The organism is Pseudonocardia yunnanensis (assembly GCF_039534065.1).
GTDB classification, from domain to species: Bacteria; Actinomycetota; Actinomycetes; order Mycobacteriales; family Pseudonocardiaceae; genus Pseudonocardia; species Pseudonocardia yunnanensis.
Genome location: NZ_BAAAUS010000066.1, coordinates 38,714 through 54,953 on the forward strand (window position 1 = coordinate 38,714; position 16,240 = coordinate 54,953).

Here is a 16,240-nt window from a genome sequence, read left to right on the forward strand (position 1 = left end):
CGCGGGGAGCGACGCCCCCATCGGCAACCGCCCCGTCGGGGACGCCCCGGCACCCGGGCTTCATCCCGCCGACCCCACGGTCCGGCTCGGCGCCCCGCCGCCGTCCGACCGGCTGCGCGGCTGGGTCGTCGCGATCGCGCTGGCGCTCGTCGCGGGAGCGGTGCGGTTCGCCGGTCTGGGCCGCCCGACCGACGGCGGCACACCCGTCTTCGACGAGAAGCACTACGTGCCCCAGGCGTGGCAGATGCTGCGCAACGGCGGCGTCGAGGACAACCCCGGGTACGAGCTCGTGGTGCACCCTCCGCTGGGCAAGCAGCTCATCGCGCTCGGGGAGTACGCCTTCGGATACGACGGGTTCGGCTGGCGGGTCTCGGCCGCGCTGGCCGGCACCCTGATGGTGCTGCTGATCGTGCGCGCCGGGCGCAGGCTCACCCGCTCCACGCTGCTCGGCGGGATCGCGGGCGTGCTGTTGATCTGCGACGGGATGTCCCACGTGCAGTCGCGCATGGGGATGCTCGACGTGTTCTCGGCCCTGTTCGTGCTAGCGGCGTTCGCCACGCTTCTCTGCGACCGCGACGACGTGCGCGCCCGGATGGCGCTCGTGATCGCCGAGGGCCGGGTACACGACTCTCCGTACGGTCCGCGGCTGGGCGTGCGCTGGTGGCGCTTCGCCACCGGCGTGCTTCTCGGGCTGGGGTGCGCGGTCAAGTGGTCGGGCGTGTACTGGCTCGCGGCGTTCGCGGTGCTCGCCCTCGTCTGGGACCTCACGGCCCGCCGCGCCGCCGGCGTCGAGCGTCCGTGGGTCGGCACGCTGCGACGCGATCTCGCGCCCGCTCTGTGGGCCCTCGCGCTGGTGCCCGTGCTCGCCTACTTCTCGGCCTGGTGGGCCTGGTTCGCGAGCGAGACCTCCGTCGACCGCTACGCCGTCGGCCAGAAGATCGGCCTCGACGGCCCGTGGTCGTTCATCCCCGCCCCGCTGCGCAGCCTCTGGTACTACAGCAGCAAGGTGCTCGAGTTCCACGTCGGACTCACCACGCAGGCCAGCGGGGTGCACCCGTGGGAGTCCAAGCCGTGGACCTGGCCGATGGGCCTGCGACCGATGCTCTACTACTACAGCTCGGGCAGCCAGATCACCGGATGCGGCGCCCCGTCGTGCATCAGCGCCGTGATGCTGATCGGCACGCCCGCCTTGTGGTGGCCCGCGCTCGGCGTGCTCGCGGTCGCGCTGTGGCGCACCTTCACCAGCTTCGACTGGCGCTACGCCGCCGTGCTGGTGGGCTACGGGGCCGGCATCCTCCCGTGGTTCGCCGACATCGACCGGCAGATGTACTTCTTCTACATGACGCCGGTGGTGCCGTTCCTGATCTTCGGCACGGTGCTCGTCATGGGCGCAATCCTGGGCAAGTCCAACGCGTCCCGGGAACGCCGCCAGACCGGGCTGCTCGTCGTCGGGCTCTGGGTGGGTGCGGTCGTCGCGAACTTCGTGTGGCTCTGGCCGATTCTCATCGGGCAGCCGATCACCCCGGAGATGTGGGACGCGCAGCTGTGGCTGCCGTCCTGGCGCGCGTGAGTGCTGCGCGGGCGGCGCCGGTCAGCCGACCGCCGCGAGCAGCACGCTCGCTCCGAGGGCGAGCCCTGCGCTCGCGAGTTGCATCCCGGTGAGCCGTTCGCGCAGCACCAGGCGTGCCAGCAGCACCACCACCACGGGATAGAGCGACACCACCACGGCGCTGACTCCCAGGTCCCCGAGCCGGGCCGAGAGCAGGAACAGCACGTTCGCCGTGGAGTCGAAGATCCCACTGACGATCATCAGGCGTACGGGCGACGGTGCAGGCGCAGGCACGGACACCGGTGCGGCCGGACCGGCGAGCTCGGGCTGCAGCACGACGTGGCGCGTCCGCAGCGGCAACCGGTGCCGTAGCACCAGCGCGGTCACCAGCGTCAGCGAGGTGACCCGCCCGGCGAGCAGCGGCCAGAGCCCCGAGTCGTCGCTCGTCGCGCCCAGACCGACGAAGAACAGGCCGAAGCCGACGCCCGCGGCGAGTCCGAGCAGGAGCCCCGTGGTCGCCGCGGCATCGCGCCGGGTGCCGGCCGTGGCCAGCAGGATCGCCACCAGTGCCACGACGATCGCGAGCACGGTGAGGGGCCCGAGACGCTCGCCGGAGAGCACGCCCGCCACGAGCGGGAGCCCGGCGCCGACCACGGCGGACAGGGGCGCGACCACTCCCATCGGCCCGACCGCGAGCGCCCGGAGGTAGAGCAGCAACCCCGCGGTGCCTGCGATGCCGGCCACCGCGCCGAGCGCGAACGTGGTGACGGACGGCCGCCCTGGCAGGAGCCACAACGCGGGCAGCAGGATCAGCAGCCCGGCCGTCTGGGCCACGAGCGTGACGACGAGCACCGGCGCCCGCCGGGCGGCGAGTCCGCCGGCGAAGTCGCACACGCCGTAGGCGAGCGCCGCGGGGAACGCGACAGGGACGGACATCGCACCTCAGTTCACTAGAACGTACTCAACAGGACATCGCATTGGACGTTAGCTCTGAGGTTGGGGAAGTACAACCAAGTATCCGGGGAGGTACGGCACACTGACCTACATGCAGTCGCCAGAGGAGGTGGCCACCACCGTCGGCCGCAACGTCCGCGCGCTGCGCCAGCAGCGCCGGATGACCATCGACGCGCTCGCCGCCGCCGCGGGCGTGAGCCGTGGCACGGTGATCCAGATCGAGACGTCCCGCGGCAACCCGAGCATCGCCACGCTGGTCGGCCTGGCCGCGGCCCTGCGAGTGGGAGTCGCCTCCCTGGTGGACGGCGACTCCGAGCCGCGCATCGTCGTGCGCCGATCAGCAGAGGCCGCCCGGCTGTGGGCCAGCGCCGCCGGCAGCAGCGCCGTGTTCCGGATCGGCACCGACCCGCCCGACGTCGTCGAACTGTGGGACTGGACGCTGCAACCAGGCGACAGCTTCGACGGCGAGGCACACCCGATGGGTACACGGGAGGTCCTCTCGGTGCTGTCCGGACACCTGGGCCTGCGCGTCGGCAACAGCGTGCAGCACCTGGACGCAGGCGACACCGTGCTCTTCGAGGCCCACGCCCCGCACCGCTACAGCAACGACGCTCCCGAGGACGGCGACGGCACGCCGGTGCGGTTCGTCATGGTCGTTCTGCAGCCCGGCGACGCCGGGCTCGTGCCACCCACGAGCATCGCGGAGGCCGAGATCCCGCTCGTGTGACCGCGGCTCAGCAGCCGTCGGCCCGCAGCGGCCGGTGCACCGGGTCGACGGCGAGCGTCACCGCCTCGACCTCCGAGCGGTACAGGCACCCGCCGCTGGTGCGCACCTCGACGGTGTCCGAGTCGACGAACCGCACCCCGCTGGGCGCAGGCGCCTGCTCGACCCCCTGGTACACCACCGACTCCTGCTCGAACGGCCCGCTGCCCGACCGGATCACCACGGCGTAGATGGGGTCGATGGCATATGGCGCGCCTTCGACCACGACCAGGCGCCGCCCACCGTCGGCCACCTGCGACACCTCACGGTCGACGCCTGCCACCTGCGACGCCAGCCACACCACGGTCACCCAGCCGAGAACCGCGACCGCGCCCAGCGCCAGCACGAGGGCCCGCCCGATGCCCCGGACGACGATGGCGAACGCGGCCGTCACCAGCAGGATCGCCAGCAGGACCAGCCCTGAGGTGAACCAGCGGGCGTGGCGGAGGTGAAACGGATCCATCACGGCCAGCACGGCGAGCCCGCCCACGATCACGGCGAGAACGGCGAGGATCACGGCACGGCGCAGTCTCGGCACCGCGGCATCGTGCCTGATTTCGCTGCCGACGTCCTGTCGGACGGCCCACCCGTGGCGGTGATGGCTGCCGCCGGTAGCTTAGCGCCACAGACGGTCAGGATTGACTGTTCCCGCGTCCGAGGAGGAGCACGTTGTTCCCCGGAACGTTCGCCGCCCGCACCCCCGACAAGGCCGCCGTGGTCATGTCGGACAGCGGGGCTGTTCTGACCTACGCCGAACTCGACGAGCGCTCCACCCGGCTGGCGCGCGCGTTCCGCGATGCCGGTCTGCGGACGGGCGACAGTGTCGCGCTCCTCGCCGAGAACATGGCCGAGTTCCACGTCGTGTACTGGGCCGCGATGCGCAGCGGGCTGTACTTCACCCCGATCGACCACCATCTGACGACGCCCGAGATCGCCCACATCGTGGGCGACTGCGGGGCGCAGGCACTGGTCGTCTCGACGACGTTCGGCGAGGTCGCTGCCGAACTGCTCGATCGGACACCGCGCGTCACGTTCCGGCTCGCCGTCGGCGGACCACTCCACGCGCACACCGAGGTGTCCGCAGCCATCGCCGCCGTCCCGCCGGAACCGCTTCCCGACCAGCCGCGCGGCGCCGAACTGCTCTACTCGTCCGGCACCACGGGACGGCCGAAGGGCATCACCATGCCCTTGCCCGGCGAGCAGGTGGACCGGCACCGCAACCCGGTGCGCAGGCTGTTCGGCGAGCGCTACGGCATCGACGCCGACACCGTCTATCTCTCCCCCGCCCCGCTGTACCACACCGCACCCATGCGCTTCACCGGAATGGTGCACGAGGTCGGGGGCACCGTCGTCGTCATGCCTCGCTTCGACGCCGCCGCCGCGCTGGAGGCGATCGAGCGCTACCGCGTGACGCACAGCCAGTGGGTGCCGACGATGTTCGTCCGGATGCTCAAGCTCCCCGACGAGAAACGGCTCGCCCACGACCTGTCCTCGCACCGTGTCGCCGTCCACGCCGCGGCACCGTGCGCGGTGGAGGTCAAGCGGAAGATGATCGAGTGGTGGGGCCCGATCCTCGAGGAGTACTACTCCGGCAGCGAAGGCCTCGGCCTCACGATGATCGACTCGGCCACCTGGCCGCACAAGCCGGGATCGGTCGGCCGGGCGGTGCTCGGCGTCCTGCACGTGTGCGATGACCACGGCAACGAGCTACCGCCGGGCCAGGTCGGACTCGTGTACTTCGAGCGGAACCAGTTCCCGTTCGCCTACCACAACGACCCCGAGAGAACGCGGCAGGCGCGGCACCCGCACCACGACAACTGGGGCACCACGGGCGATATCGGGTACGTCGACGAGGACGGCTTCCTGTTCCTCACCGACCGCACGGACTTCACGATCATCTCGGGCGGGGTGAACATCTACCCGCAGGAGGTGGAGGACGCCCTGACCCTCCATCCCGCGGTCCTCGATCTCGCGGTCTTCGGCCTGCCCGACCCCGACATGGGCGAGCAGGTGGTGGCCGTCGTCCAGCCGGCCCCCGGTGTCACCACCGGGCCGGACCTCGAACGAGCGCTGCTCACCTACCTGCGGGAGCGCATCGCGCACTACAAGGTGCCACGCCGGATCGACTTCGTCGCCGAGCTCCCTCGGGCCGCCACCGGCAAGATGCGCAAGCACAAGCTACGCGAGAAATACGCACTGACGCCCTGAGGCCGACCAGCGTTCCGGCTCGACGGTGTTGCGCTCGGCCGGCGATTTCTACCGGGCCGTTTCCGTCCAGGTGACCGGCAGTTCGTGGACGCCGTAGATCCGCATGTTGGTCCTGAGTTTCACCTCGCCGGCGGGAATGGCGAGCTGGAGGGTCGGGAAGCGACGCAGCAGGCCGGCGAAACCGGCGCGCATCTCGATGCGGGCCAGCTGCTGGCCGAGGCATTGATGGATGCCGTGGCCGAAGGACAGGTGACCGCGGGCCTCGCGGCGCACGTCCAGGGTGTCGGGGTTCTCGAAGCGCTCGGGGTCGCGGTTGGCGGCCAGCAGCGAGACGATGACGGTCGATCCCTTGCCGATTGTTTCGCCGCCGAGTTCGATGTCGTCCACGGCGTAGCGAAAGAAGATGTCGGCAATGGACAGGTAGCGCAGAAGTTCCTCGACCGCGCCGGGCATCAGATCGGGGTTGGCGCGTAGTTCGGCCAACTGCTCGGGGTGCTCCAAGAGCGCGAAGGTGCCCAGACCGAGCATGTTGGCGGTGGTCTCGTGGCCCGCGAGCAGGAGCAGGAAGGCGACGCCGGTCAGCTCCTCGATGCTGAGGTCGTCATGGCGGGCCAGGTCGGACAGGATGTCCTCGCCAGGCTCGGCGCGTTTGCGCGTGACCAGTTCGGCGAGGTACGTGGACAGTTCGGTGAACGCGGCGATCTTCTCCTCGAACGGCAATTCCGTGTTCAGGAACCTGGCGGTGTTGACCTGGAAGTTCTCCCGGTCCGCGTAGGGCACACCGAGCATTTCGCAGATCACCAGCGACGGCACCGGCAACGCGAACTCCTTGACCAGATCGACCGGCGGGGTAAGGCGCGCCAGTTCGTCCAGTTGCCGCTCGACGATGTCGATGATGTGCTCTTCGAGCTGCTTCATGCGCTTGACGGTGAAGGCGCCGATGAGCTTCTTCCGCAGCCGGGTGTGGTCCGGCGGATCCATGCTGATGAACAGGCCCGGCTGCTGCGGGGACGGTTCGGTGAAGGTGGGCATGCCGGGGATCTCGGTCGGCTCGTGGAGAACGCCGATGTCCTGACGGGAGCTGAACCGGGTGTCGGCCATGAGCCGGCGGACCGCGTCGTAGCCGGTGACGATCCAGCCCTCGTGCCCGTCGGGGAAGACCATGGGGCTGACCGGGCGAGCCTCACGCAGCCGGGTGATCTGGCGAGGCGGGTCGAAGGGGCCCGCGTCGCGCTCCGTCAGGAGGCCGTTCGGGATGGGAACCGTCTGACTCATCGAATTTCCTTTCGTGGCGGCTGTTGTGATCACCTTCGCCGACGGACCTGACACACGACTGACACGGCTCTGACACCGACCACGCCGGAGACATGGCGGTCCTGGAGGCCATGCATCGGCAACCCTCTACGCCGCGTCAGCAGTCGGAGACCGGCCGATCACCCGTGGCAAGATCTGCCGAGTGCAGATCGGGATGCTTGGATCATTCGAGGTCCGCACGGATGACGGCATCCTGGCCGACGTGCCGGGCGCCCGGTTGCGCGCACTGTTGATCGCCCTCGCGCTCGAACCAGGTCACGTGGTCCCGAAGGCAACGCTCGTCGATTGGATCTGGGGTGAGCGCCCGCCCACCGATGCGGCGAATGCCTTGCAACGCTTGGCTTCCCGGCTGCGGAAGGCGCTGCCGGGAGGTGTGGTCGAGGGGCAGACGAACGGCTACCGGTTGGCGGTGGAACCCGACGCTGTCGACGCCGTGCGGTTCGAACGCCTCGTCAGCCAGGCCCGCAATGACGACGATCCACGGCGGCTGCGCGAGGCTCTCGCACTGTGGCGCGGTGCGGCCATGCAGGACGTCGGTTTGCAGGACAGTGAAGCTTTCGACGCCGCGGCCACCCGGCTCGAGGGACTACGCCTGACCGCCATGGAGGATCAGTTCGATGCGGAGATCAGCCTCGGCCACGGTGCGAAGCTGGTCACGGAACTGACCGACTTGGTGGCCGCGCACCCGGTACGAGAACGGCTCGTCGCCGCGTTGATGCGTGCCCTCGTTGCGACCGGTCGCGACACCGAGGCGCTGCTCGTGTACCAGCGCACGAGGGAAACCCTGGCCGACACGCTGGGCGTCGACCCCTCACCGGAGCTGTCGGAGTTGCACGTCGCGCTGCTGCGGGGCGAGTTGGGACGGCGGGAGGAGAACCGCAAGACCAATCTGCGGGCCGAGCTGACCAGCTACGTCGGCAAGGACGCTGATGTCACCGCGGTCCGCGAACTCATCGCCGGGCATCGACTCACCACCCTGATCGGACCGGGCGGCTCGGGGAAGACCAGGCTGGCCACGGAAACCGCGCGCACGCTGCTCGGCGACCTGCCGGACGGGGTCTGGCTGGTGGAACTGGCAGCCATCGGCGCGGACGGTGACGTGGCGCAGTCGACGCTCGCCGCACTCGGCCTCCGGGATGCTCTGCTCGGCGGCGCACCGAACGCGGAGCTGACGGACCGCCTCATCGCCGCGATCCGGGATCGGGAGGCGCTGCTGATCCTGGACAACTGCGAGCACGTGATCGAGTCGGCGGCGGAGTTCGCCCATCGAGTGCTCGGCGAGTGCCGGCGGCTGCGGATACTGGCGACGAGCAGGGAACCGCTCGGCATCACCGGTGAGTCGCTGTGGCCGGTCGAGCCGCTGGCCGTGCCGGAGGCGGACGCCGGCCCCGGCGAGATCGAGTCCTCGCCGGCCGTCCAGCTGCTGCGGGACCGGGCAGGCGCGGCGCGCAAGGATCTCGCGGCCGACGACCACACGTTGTCGACGATGGTGCGCGTCTGCCGGACGCTGGACGGGATGCCGCTGGCGATCGAACTGGCCGCGGCCAGCTTGCGCACCATGTCCATCGATCAGCTCGCCCACCGGCTCGACGACCGGTTCCGCGTGCTCACCAGCGGCAGCCGTACCGCGTTGCCGCGGCACAAGACGCTGCGCGCGGTGGTCGACTGGAGCTGGGAATTGCTCACCGACGCCGAGCGGATGGTCCTGCGCAGGCTCTCCGTGTTCACCGGCGGCGCGAGCCTGGAAGCGGCCGAGCGCGTCTGCGCAGGCGATGCGGTCGAGGCGGAGCAGGTACTCGAGTTGCTGACCGCGCTGGCCGAGAAATCGCTGCTGCTCACCGAGGGCGAGGGCGCACCGCGCTACCGGATGCTCGGCACGATCAAGGAGTACGCCGGCCAGCGGCTCGCGGAGGTGGGGGAATCGGATCTGGCCCGCCACGCGCACCTCGCGTACTTCACCGAACTCGGCGAGACCGCGGAGCCACATCTGCGCCGCGCCGAGCAGTTGGAATGGCTCGCCGCGCTCGAGGCCGAGCACGACAACATCAGTGCCGCGATGCGCGGTGCGCTCGCGGCCGGTGAGGCGCAGGGGGCGATGCGGCTCGCGGCAGCCGCCGGCTGGTACTGGTGGCTCGGCGGGCGCCGGGCCGAGGGCATCGAGCTGATGATCGCGGCCACCGACATCCCCGGCGAGGTGACCGATGACGTCCGGGCCATGGCGTACGCGATGGTGGTGCTCTTCGTGACCTCCGGGCCGGGCGGCGAACACCAGGGCGCGGAATGGATTCACAAGGCGTACCGGTTCGGGCGGCTCAGTCAGCACCACAACCCTGTGTTGGACCTGGTGGTCCCGCTCGAACACATGCTGCGGGCGCCGGACTCCGCAGTGTCCGCGTTCGAGTCGTTACTGGACAGCGAAGACCCCTGGGTACGCGCACTGTCCCGCTGGCAGGTCGGCAAGATGTTGATCATCATCGGGCAGGGCGCGCAGGACGCGGAGACGCACCTGGAGATGGCGCTGGCCGAGTTCCGGGCACTCGGCGAACGGTTCGGGATATCGATAGCCCTGTCCGAGCTGGGTGACCACCTCGCCAAACGTGGCGAGTTCGCCGGTGCCTGCGAGCGTTACGAACAGGCCGTCGCCGTCGTCACCGAGGTCGGTGCCATCGAGGATGTCATCAGCCTGCGGACCCGCCAGGCCCTGCTGTACTGGCTCGACGGTGACAGGGGCTCCAGCGCGGACGCCATCGCCGAGGCCGAGCGGAGCGCCGAAGGTGTCACCTGGCCGTACGCACTGGTCGACGTGGCGCGGGCCAAGGCGGAGCTCGCACGCTGGGGCGGTGACGCCGAGGAGGCCCGCCGTCAGGTCGGCGTCGCGACGACCTACCTGGGCGACGACGCGGAGCACGCGAGCATCCGCGCGGCGATTCACGACGTGCTCGGCTACCTGTCCGACGATCTCCGTGAGGCCCGTACCCACCGCGTCGCCGCCTGGCAGGCGGCGACCGAGGCGGGACACGCGTTCTTGATCGCCCAGATCCTCGTCGGGATCGCGGACCTGGCAGTTCGTCACGGCCAGTACGAACAGGCGGCGCGGTTACTCGCGGCCGGCGTCGCCATACGCGGACTGCCGGACCGCTCCCGCCCGGACGAGGCCAGGATCGAACGGGACGCGCGGCGTCACCTCGGCGAAGCACGGTTCGCCGAGGTGACGCTGGAGGGTACGCAGACGAGCTGGTCCGAGCTGGTCGAGGTCACGCTCGCTTCGTGAGGGTCAGATTGCTGCGCGCTGGATGACGATGTCGCCGTGCCGCGTGCGGGCGTGGACCATGACCTTGTCGTCCGACGGTCCGGCGTTTCCCTGCGAAACGAAGTTGTGCACCGCCCCTCGATCACTGTTGGCGTCGATGGAGGCAGCGGTGCCCTCGCTGATGCCGATCTCGATGTTTCCCGAGCCGCTGATCAGCTTCGCCCGACCGTGCGTCATCCGGCCGATCCGGACGGCACCGCCGGCCTGGGTGGCGGTGACGCTGCCGTCGGCGCGGTCGATGTCGAAGTCACAGCTGCTGCTGCTGAGATCGAGGTCGGCGCGGGCGTGGCCGATCCAGGCGTGCCCGCCCGAGGTCGAGAACCCGACCGCACCCTCGACCTCGCCGATCCGCATCGCGATCGTCCCGCCGTCGATGTTGGCAGGCCCGGCGATGTGGCCGATCGTGACCTCACCGGACGCGATGCTCGCCTGCAGCGCGTCGATGCGATCCATCTGGACCCGACCCGATGCCATGTGCAGCTCGCACTCGCCCAAGGAGCCGTCAGCCTGCACGGCCGAGTACGCCAGGTACACAGCCAGGTCGGAGCCGGTGGGCAGGTCGATCGTGATGGCGACCGACCCGTTCTTGCTCCCGGAGACGGTCGTCTTGACCGACAGCCGACCGTCGGCGAATTCGACCTTGGTCCTGTCGGCGACCTTGACATCCGACCGGTTCGCCTCGTCGATGGGCTCGACCAGCACCACGGTGTCGGGCCGGTCGCTCGCGGTGACCCGCACCTGAGCTCCCGCGACCTCCACGGTCGCGGCGACGGGCCCTGGCGTGGCGAACTCGTAGGGCTTCCGGAGTGCCGAAGCTGTAATCGCTGAAGTTGTCATGCGACTACTGTCATCGGCCGGCCTGACACCGACCTGCCCTCGACCTGACACGAATCCTGACACGCCTCCTGACACGGCGGGCGCAGCCAACTGGTGACTACCTGATCGGCCGGAGCACCACAGCAAAAACCCCCTCGCTCGTGTTGTGAGCGAGAGGGTTTCTCTGCATATCGTAAGAATCGAATTCTCGGTGGAGCTGAGGGGAATCGAACCCCTGACCTACTCGATGCGAACGAGTCGCGCTACCAACTGCGCCACAGCCCCGGCGTCCGCCGTTCCCGCCGGACGTTCAAAGCCTACCAGTCGGTCATTCGCCCACCGCATGCCGGTAGTCACGTCGGGCCGGGCCGGCGAGATCGTGCAGCTCGGGGTCGTCCTCGGTGGCCTCGACCAGTGCCGTGCCTGCCGGGAGCGGCGGAGGCGGAGCCGGGCGTAACCGGGGCAGCGCGGGCTCGCCCTCCACGGCGTCGACGGATGACTCACCGCGCACCCGCTCCCGCCGTTCCCGGCCGTGGTCGTCGTCATCGGGATCAGCGTCGTCGTCGTGATCGGCGTCGTAGCCGTCGGCCTCGTAGCCCTCGTCCTCGTAGCCGTCCTCGTCGTACCGGTCGTCTGCCGGCCGACGGGTGGCCTCGCGACCCCTACGGGCCCACTCGTCGAGGTCGGGGTCGTCGGCCGCCCGCGGACGCCGCGTACCCGCCATCCGCGAGGCTCGGCGCTCCCGGATCGCTTCCTCCAGCCGCACCTGGCGGCGCAGATAGATCAGGTACCCGATGAGAAGGACGTCGACAGCGCCGTGCAGCCACCAGGCACCGGGAACGGCGATGGCCGCGATCACTCCACTGAGGATGGCGACGATCAGCATCGAGAGCACGACCCGCTGCCGGAAGGCGTAACGAGCCTTGGCGGCGACCGCGGCCGCCTCGGGATCGAACCCACCACGACCGGGCCGATACCGCGGCGGCGGCCGCTCCCACCCGTCGTCGTCGCGGACTCCGGGGTCGTCGTCGTCCGCCTCATGGTCGTCGCGGGACTCGGGGCCGTCGTAGTCGTCGGCGTCGTCGGCGCCGTGGTCGTCGAGGCGGTCGTCACGGTCGTCGCCGCAGGCCTCGCCGTGCCTGTCGTCGCGCCCACCGGCGTTCCGGTCGTCGATGTCGTCCCGGTCGTCGTGCCGGTCGTCGTTGTCGTCGTGGTCGGTCCGAGTCGCCGTGGGGTGCCCCTCGTCCACCTGGTCCACGTCCTCGTCCACGTCCACCTCCAGTTCGCTGCCCATATCCGGACCATGTGGCCGCCGAGGCCGCTCGAGAACCCGGCCGGAGAGCGCCGCCACGGTCGGGCGCGCCACCTCCTGGCGGCGTCGGGCGACCGCAGGGACGAGGATCAGCAACCACAGGACGACCAGGCTCGCGAAAATCATCGAGCTCGGCACGGCTGCTTCCTCCCCACGGCGCAGTCCGGTCGCGATCCCGGTCTCCCCGGCCGGAATCGCACCCCAAACGGCAACGGTAGTGAGCGGGAGCGGGCGACGGGCGGCGACGCGCCGTAAGGGACGACATCACTGCTGAGCAGGAGGTGGTCGCTGTGACAGTTGTGACTATTGTGAGGCGGGAAACCGGCGGGAATGGTCGCGGAGTGTGGTCAGACCCTTTCGGCCCGGCCCTCCACCACGAGCCGGGTGGTCAGGCCGCCCGTCTTCTCGAGATCCTCCACGGTGAGCGCGTAGCAATAGTGGTCGCGCCATGCGCTGTCGACGTCGAGGTAGCGCCGGAACAGCCCCTCCTTGCGGAAGCCCAACTTCTCCAGCACGCGGATACTCGCGAGGTTCTCCGGCCGCACGGTCGCTTCCAGCCGGTGCAGCCCGACCCGGCCGAAGCAGTGGTCCACCACGAGTGCCACCGCGGCCGTGGTGACACCGCGGCCGGCCACGGAGGAGTCGACCCAGTAGCCCACGTAGGCCGAGAGCAGCGGCTCGCGCACGACGTTGCCGACCATCACCTGCCCGACGAACCGCCCGTCGAGGGTGATCGCGAACGGCAGCACGGCCCCTCTCCGGCCGGCCCCGCGTAGCTGTAGCCACCGTGCCGGCCACTCGCTCGCGGCGTGTCGCTGGGCCCATCCGCCCGGCATGCTGGGTTCCCACGGCGCGAGATATCGCTCGTCGCGGATCCGGATGGCCGACCACGTCCTGCCGTCGCGCAGACGCACAGGCCGCAGCGCCACCACACCGGCGGAGACCCGGAGGCCACCGAGCGAGGCAGGCCAACCGGGGTGGCGCCCCGCGATCGGCGCCGGGTAGGCATGGGCCATCGCCGACTCAGGCGGGGGCCGGCAGGAACGCCACGCTGACCACCTCGTCCACTGTGGCCTCAGTGACGTTCTCCGGCAAGACGATCAACCCATTGGCCTCGGAGATCGACGACAGCAGGTGCGTTCCGGACGTGCCGAGCGGCTGCACGAGGTACTCGCCGGTGGCCTGCTCGCGCAGCAACCGCCCGCGAAGGTAGCCGCGGCGCCCCGATGGGGAGCTGACGGGCGAGGTGAGCCGGGCCGAGAGCAGACGCCGGTGCGGGTCGGTACGGCCGAGAGCGAGGCGCAGCAGCGGGCGTACCAGCACCTCGAACAGGAGGAGCGCGGTGGCCGGGTACGACGGGAAAAGGAAGGTCGGAACGCCCTCTGCCCCGAGCCGGCCGAACCCCTGGGAGGAACCGGGATGCATCGCGACGCGGGTGGTGTCCAGGTCTCCGAGATCGGCGAACGCGGCGTGGACCTCCGCACCCGCGCTGCCGCCGACTGCCCCGCACACGACGATGACGTCGCTGAACGGGAGCCGCCCCTGGATGGCGGCGGCGATCTCGCGGGCGTCGCCGCGGACGAGACCGGCCCTCGACGTCTCCGCCCCGGCCTCGCGGGCGGCCGCGGTGAGGGCGTGCGAGCACACGTCGGCCACCTGCCCGGCGCCCGGGGTGCGAGCCAGGTCCACGAGTTCGTCGCCCACGGAGATCACCGAGACCCGCGGCTTGGGGTGCACGAGCACCTTGTCGCGCCCGGCGGCGGCGAGCAGGGCAACCTGGGCCGACCCGATCACCGCGTCCCGGCGCACGGCGACGTCACCGGGCTGCACGTCCTCCCCGACCCGTCGCACGAACGCGGCCGACGGCACGCCCTGGTGCACGGTGAGGCGAGCGCTGCCCGCGTCGGTGTAGCCGACCGGGACAACCGCGTCGGCCAGTGTGGGCAGCGGCGCCCCCGCCGTGACCCGCACGGCCTGCCTCGGCTGCAGACGCAGCGGCTGCCGCGACCCGGCCGGGATCTCTCCCACCACAGGCAGAGTGACCGGCTCCATCTCGGTCGCCCCGGCCAGGTCGACGCTGCGCACGGCGTAGCCGTCGATCGCAGCCTGGTCGAAGCCGGGCAGCGGCCGTGCCGTGACGACCTCCTCCGCGCACCGCAGCCCGTGCGCCTCGGAGATCGCCACCCGGACGGGCGCCGGCTTGACCGCACTGGCCAGCACCCGCTCGAGCTGCTCGTCGACCGATCGCACGGGTCAGCCGTTCAGGCGTGCAGCCAGCCACGCGCGCAGGTCGGGACCGTAGTCCGGATCCTCCAGCGCGAAGTCCACGAACGCCCGCGCGTAACCGCCCGGGTTGCCAAGGTCATGCCGTCCCCCTCGATGAACCACCACGTGAACAGGGTGCCCTTCGGAGATCAGCAGCGCGACGGCGTCGGTGAGTTGAAGCTCACCTCCTGCACCCGGCGTGATCCGGTCGAGCGCGTCGAAGATCGTCCGGTCCAACAAGTACCGTCCGGCGGCGGCGTAGGTCGAGGGTGCCTCGTCCGGTGCCGGCTTCTCGACCATCCCGTGCACGCGTTTGACGTCGTCATCGGCGGTGTCGGTGACCTCGAACACGCCGTAGGCCGAGATCTGCTCGCGGGGCACGTCGAACGCGCACAGCACGCTCCCCCCGTGCTGCTCGCGCACCTTCGCCATCTTCGCGAGCACGCCCGTGGGCAGGACCAGGTCGTCGGGCAGCAGGACGGCGAAGGCCTCCTCGTCGTCACCGATCGCGTCGCGTGCGCAGCCGACCGCGTGGCCGAGGCCCTTCGGTTCGTCCTGCGTGACGGTACGCACGGTGATCAGCTCGTGGGCGCGGCGGACCTTCGCGATCAGCTTCTCCTTGCCCCGGGCCTGGAGCTCCTTCTCCAGCTCGGAGGAGTCGGCGAAGTGCGCCGCGATCGCGTCCTTGCCGGGGGAGGTGACGATCAGTAGCTGCTCGGCCCCCGCCTCGGCTGCCTCTGCCGCCACCAGCTCGATGCCCGGGGTATCGACGACCGGCAGCAGTTCCTTGGGCACGGTCTTGGTCGTGGGCAGGAACCGGGTGCCCAGACCCGCGGCCGGAACCACGGCCGAGCGAAACGGCCGAGCCGCTTGTGCCGATGGTTCGGTCGAAGCCTCTCTCATGGTCGGCGAGCCTATCGGCGCCGGTAGCGTGGCCGCGTGACGGCACGCGCGAATCGGACCGAACGGGCGGTCGTCGCGGCGAAGGTGGAGTGGCGGGCGCGCCTCCTCGCCGCGCGCCGGGCCGTTCCACCCCACGTGCGGGCGGAGCGGGCGGTGGCGCTGGCACACAGCGCGGTGGACCTGGCCGCCACCACCGGCGGACCGGTGTGTGCCTACCTCCCGGTGGGCATCGAGCCGGGCTCACCCGAGCTGGTGGCGGCCCTGCACGCCGCCGGCCACGAGGTGCTGCTGCCGGTTGTGCCCCCAGTGCCCGGCCCGCTGGACTGGGCCCGGTACGACGGCCCCGCCGCCACCGCGGCAGGCCCGCTCGGGCTGCGGGAGCCGACCGGGCCGCGGCTCGGCCCGGCCGCCGTGGCCACGGCCCGCCTGGTGCTGGTTCCCGCGCTGGCCGCAGACCGCAGAGGCCGCAGGCTCGGCCGGGGAGGCGGCTACTACGACCGCACCCTCCCGCTGGTGGCCGATGACGTGCCGCTGGTGGTGGTGCTCAACGACGACGAACTCGTGGACGAGTTGCCTGCCGAGCCGCACGACCGGCGGGTGACCGCCGCACTCCTCGCCGATGCCGGTCACACTCTGCTGGGAGGCGATCCTCTGGGGAACAGGAGCTGATCCCCGGAGGTTATGCTGGCACTCAGTGCGTTCGAGTGCCAGCTCGTCCAGTGCCAGTCCGGAGGGACACGTGCCGACCTACCAGTACGCCTGCACCGCCTGCGACCACAGGTTCGACGCGGTGCAGTCCTTCAGCGACCCCTCGCTGACCGATTGCCCTGTGTGTTCCGGGCGCCT

Annotated in this window: 13 protein-coding genes, 1 tRNA gene and 1 pseudogene; 6 read left to right on the top strand and 9 right to left on the bottom strand. The window is 70.7% G+C overall.

Features of this window, described 5'->3' with window-relative positions; translation table 11 throughout:
* The first annotated feature begins 19 nt into the window (after nucleotides 1-19).
* Nucleotides 20-1,570 carry a dolichyl-phosphate-mannose--protein mannosyltransferase gene (locus ABD743_RS43310; protein WP_379659194.1) on the top strand — a complete coding sequence of 517 codons (1,551 nt, stop codon included), beginning with the start codon at nucleotides 20-22 and terminating at the stop codon, nucleotides 1,568-1,570.
* Between the two features lie 21 nt (nucleotides 1,571-1,591).
* Here ABD743_RS43310 and ABD743_RS43315 read toward each other — a convergent pair whose 3' ends face one another.
* Nucleotides 1,592-2,485, bottom strand: a complete 894-nt coding sequence (locus ABD743_RS43315; protein ID WP_344730350.1) for an EamA family transporter — start codon at nucleotides 2,483-2,485, stop codon at nucleotides 1,592-1,594.
* A gap of 109 nt (nucleotides 2,486-2,594) precedes the next feature.
* Here ABD743_RS43315 and ABD743_RS43320 point away from each other — a divergent pair, with 109 nt between their 5' ends.
* A complete protein-coding gene (locus tag ABD743_RS43320; protein ID WP_344730352.1) occupies nucleotides 2,595-3,230 on the top strand; it encodes a helix-turn-helix domain-containing protein in 636 nt (211 codons plus the stop codon).
* Nucleotides 3,231-3,237: 7 nt separating this feature from the next.
* Here the strand turns inward: ABD743_RS43320 and ABD743_RS43325 are convergent, their stop codons facing one another.
* A complete protein-coding gene (locus ABD743_RS43325) occupies nucleotides 3,238-3,804 on the bottom strand; it encodes a hypothetical protein (protein WP_344730353.1) in 567 nt (188 codons plus the stop codon).
* A 131-nt stretch (nucleotides 3,805-3,935) separates the two neighbouring features.
* On the opposite strand from ABD743_RS43325, the gene ABD743_RS43330 reads away from it, so the two are divergent.
* Nucleotides 3,936-5,474 carry an acyl-CoA synthetase gene (locus ABD743_RS43330; protein ID WP_344730355.1) on the top strand — a complete coding sequence of 513 codons (1,539 nt, stop codon included), beginning with the start codon at nucleotides 3,936-3,938 and terminating at the stop codon, nucleotides 5,472-5,474.
* Nucleotides 5,475-5,522: 48 nt separating this feature from the next.
* Here ABD743_RS43330 and ABD743_RS43335 read toward each other — a convergent pair whose 3' ends face one another.
* Nucleotides 5,523-6,749 carry a cytochrome P450 gene (locus ABD743_RS43335; protein ID WP_344730357.1) on the bottom strand — a complete coding sequence of 409 codons (1,227 nt, stop codon included), beginning with the start codon at nucleotides 6,747-6,749 and terminating at the stop codon, nucleotides 5,523-5,525.
* Between the two features lie 181 nt (nucleotides 6,750-6,930).
* Between ABD743_RS43335 and ABD743_RS43340 the strand changes: the two genes are divergently transcribed.
* Complete coding sequence (locus ABD743_RS43340; protein ID WP_344730359.1) at nucleotides 6,931-10,059, top strand: ATP-binding protein; 3,129 nt, start codon at nucleotides 6,931-6,933, stop codon at nucleotides 10,057-10,059.
* A gap of 3 nt (nucleotides 10,060-10,062) precedes the next feature.
* On the opposite strand, the gene ABD743_RS43345 is transcribed toward ABD743_RS43340, so the two are convergent.
* The 6 genes from ABD743_RS43345 to ABD743_RS43370 form a co-directional block, all read right to left on the bottom strand.
* A complete protein-coding gene (locus tag ABD743_RS43345) occupies nucleotides 10,063-10,935 on the bottom strand; it encodes a DUF4097 family beta strand repeat-containing protein (RefSeq protein ID WP_344730361.1) in 873 nt (290 codons plus the stop codon).
* 191 nt (nucleotides 10,936-11,126) lie between these two features.
* Nucleotides 11,127-11,199: transfer RNA gene (locus ABD743_RS43350), tRNA-Ala, on the bottom strand.
* A gap of 43 nt (nucleotides 11,200-11,242) precedes the next feature.
* Nucleotides 11,243-12,364 (bottom strand): divisome protein SepX/GlpR, encoded by a 1,122-nt coding sequence (gene sepX, locus ABD743_RS43355; RefSeq protein ID WP_344730363.1) that lies wholly within the window; start codon nucleotides 12,362-12,364, stop codon nucleotides 11,243-11,245.
* Between the two features lie 209 nt (nucleotides 12,365-12,573).
* On the bottom strand, nucleotides 12,574-13,242 hold the full coding sequence (locus ABD743_RS43360) for a GNAT family N-acetyltransferase (protein ID WP_344730366.1): 669 nt from the start codon (nucleotides 13,240-13,242) through the stop codon (nucleotides 12,574-12,576).
* Between the two features lie 7 nt (nucleotides 13,243-13,249).
* Complete coding sequence (glp, locus tag ABD743_RS43365) at nucleotides 13,250-14,476, bottom strand: molybdotransferase-like divisome protein Glp (protein ID WP_344730368.1); 1,227 nt, start codon at nucleotides 14,474-14,476, stop codon at nucleotides 13,250-13,252.
* 3 nt (nucleotides 14,477-14,479) lie between these two features.
* Nucleotides 14,480-15,394, bottom strand: coding sequence for a UTP--glucose-1-phosphate uridylyltransferase (locus tag ABD743_RS43370; RefSeq protein WP_344730370.1), 915 nt, complete (start codon nucleotides 15,392-15,394; stop codon nucleotides 14,480-14,482).
* A 36-nt stretch (nucleotides 15,395-15,430) separates the two neighbouring features.
* On the opposite strand from ABD743_RS43370, the gene ABD743_RS43375 reads away from it, so the two are divergent.
* Nucleotides 15,431-16,063 (top strand): 5-formyltetrahydrofolate cyclo-ligase, encoded by a 633-nt coding sequence (locus tag ABD743_RS43375; protein ID WP_344730372.1) that lies wholly within the window; start codon nucleotides 15,431-15,433, stop codon nucleotides 16,061-16,063.
* Nucleotides 16,014-16,226: pseudogene (locus ABD743_RS44680) on the top strand (FmdB family zinc ribbon protein); the annotation flags it as partial. The gene ABD743_RS43375 and the pseudogene ABD743_RS44680, both read left to right, overlap by 50 nt.
* Nucleotides 16,227-16,240: the final 14 nt, after the last annotated feature.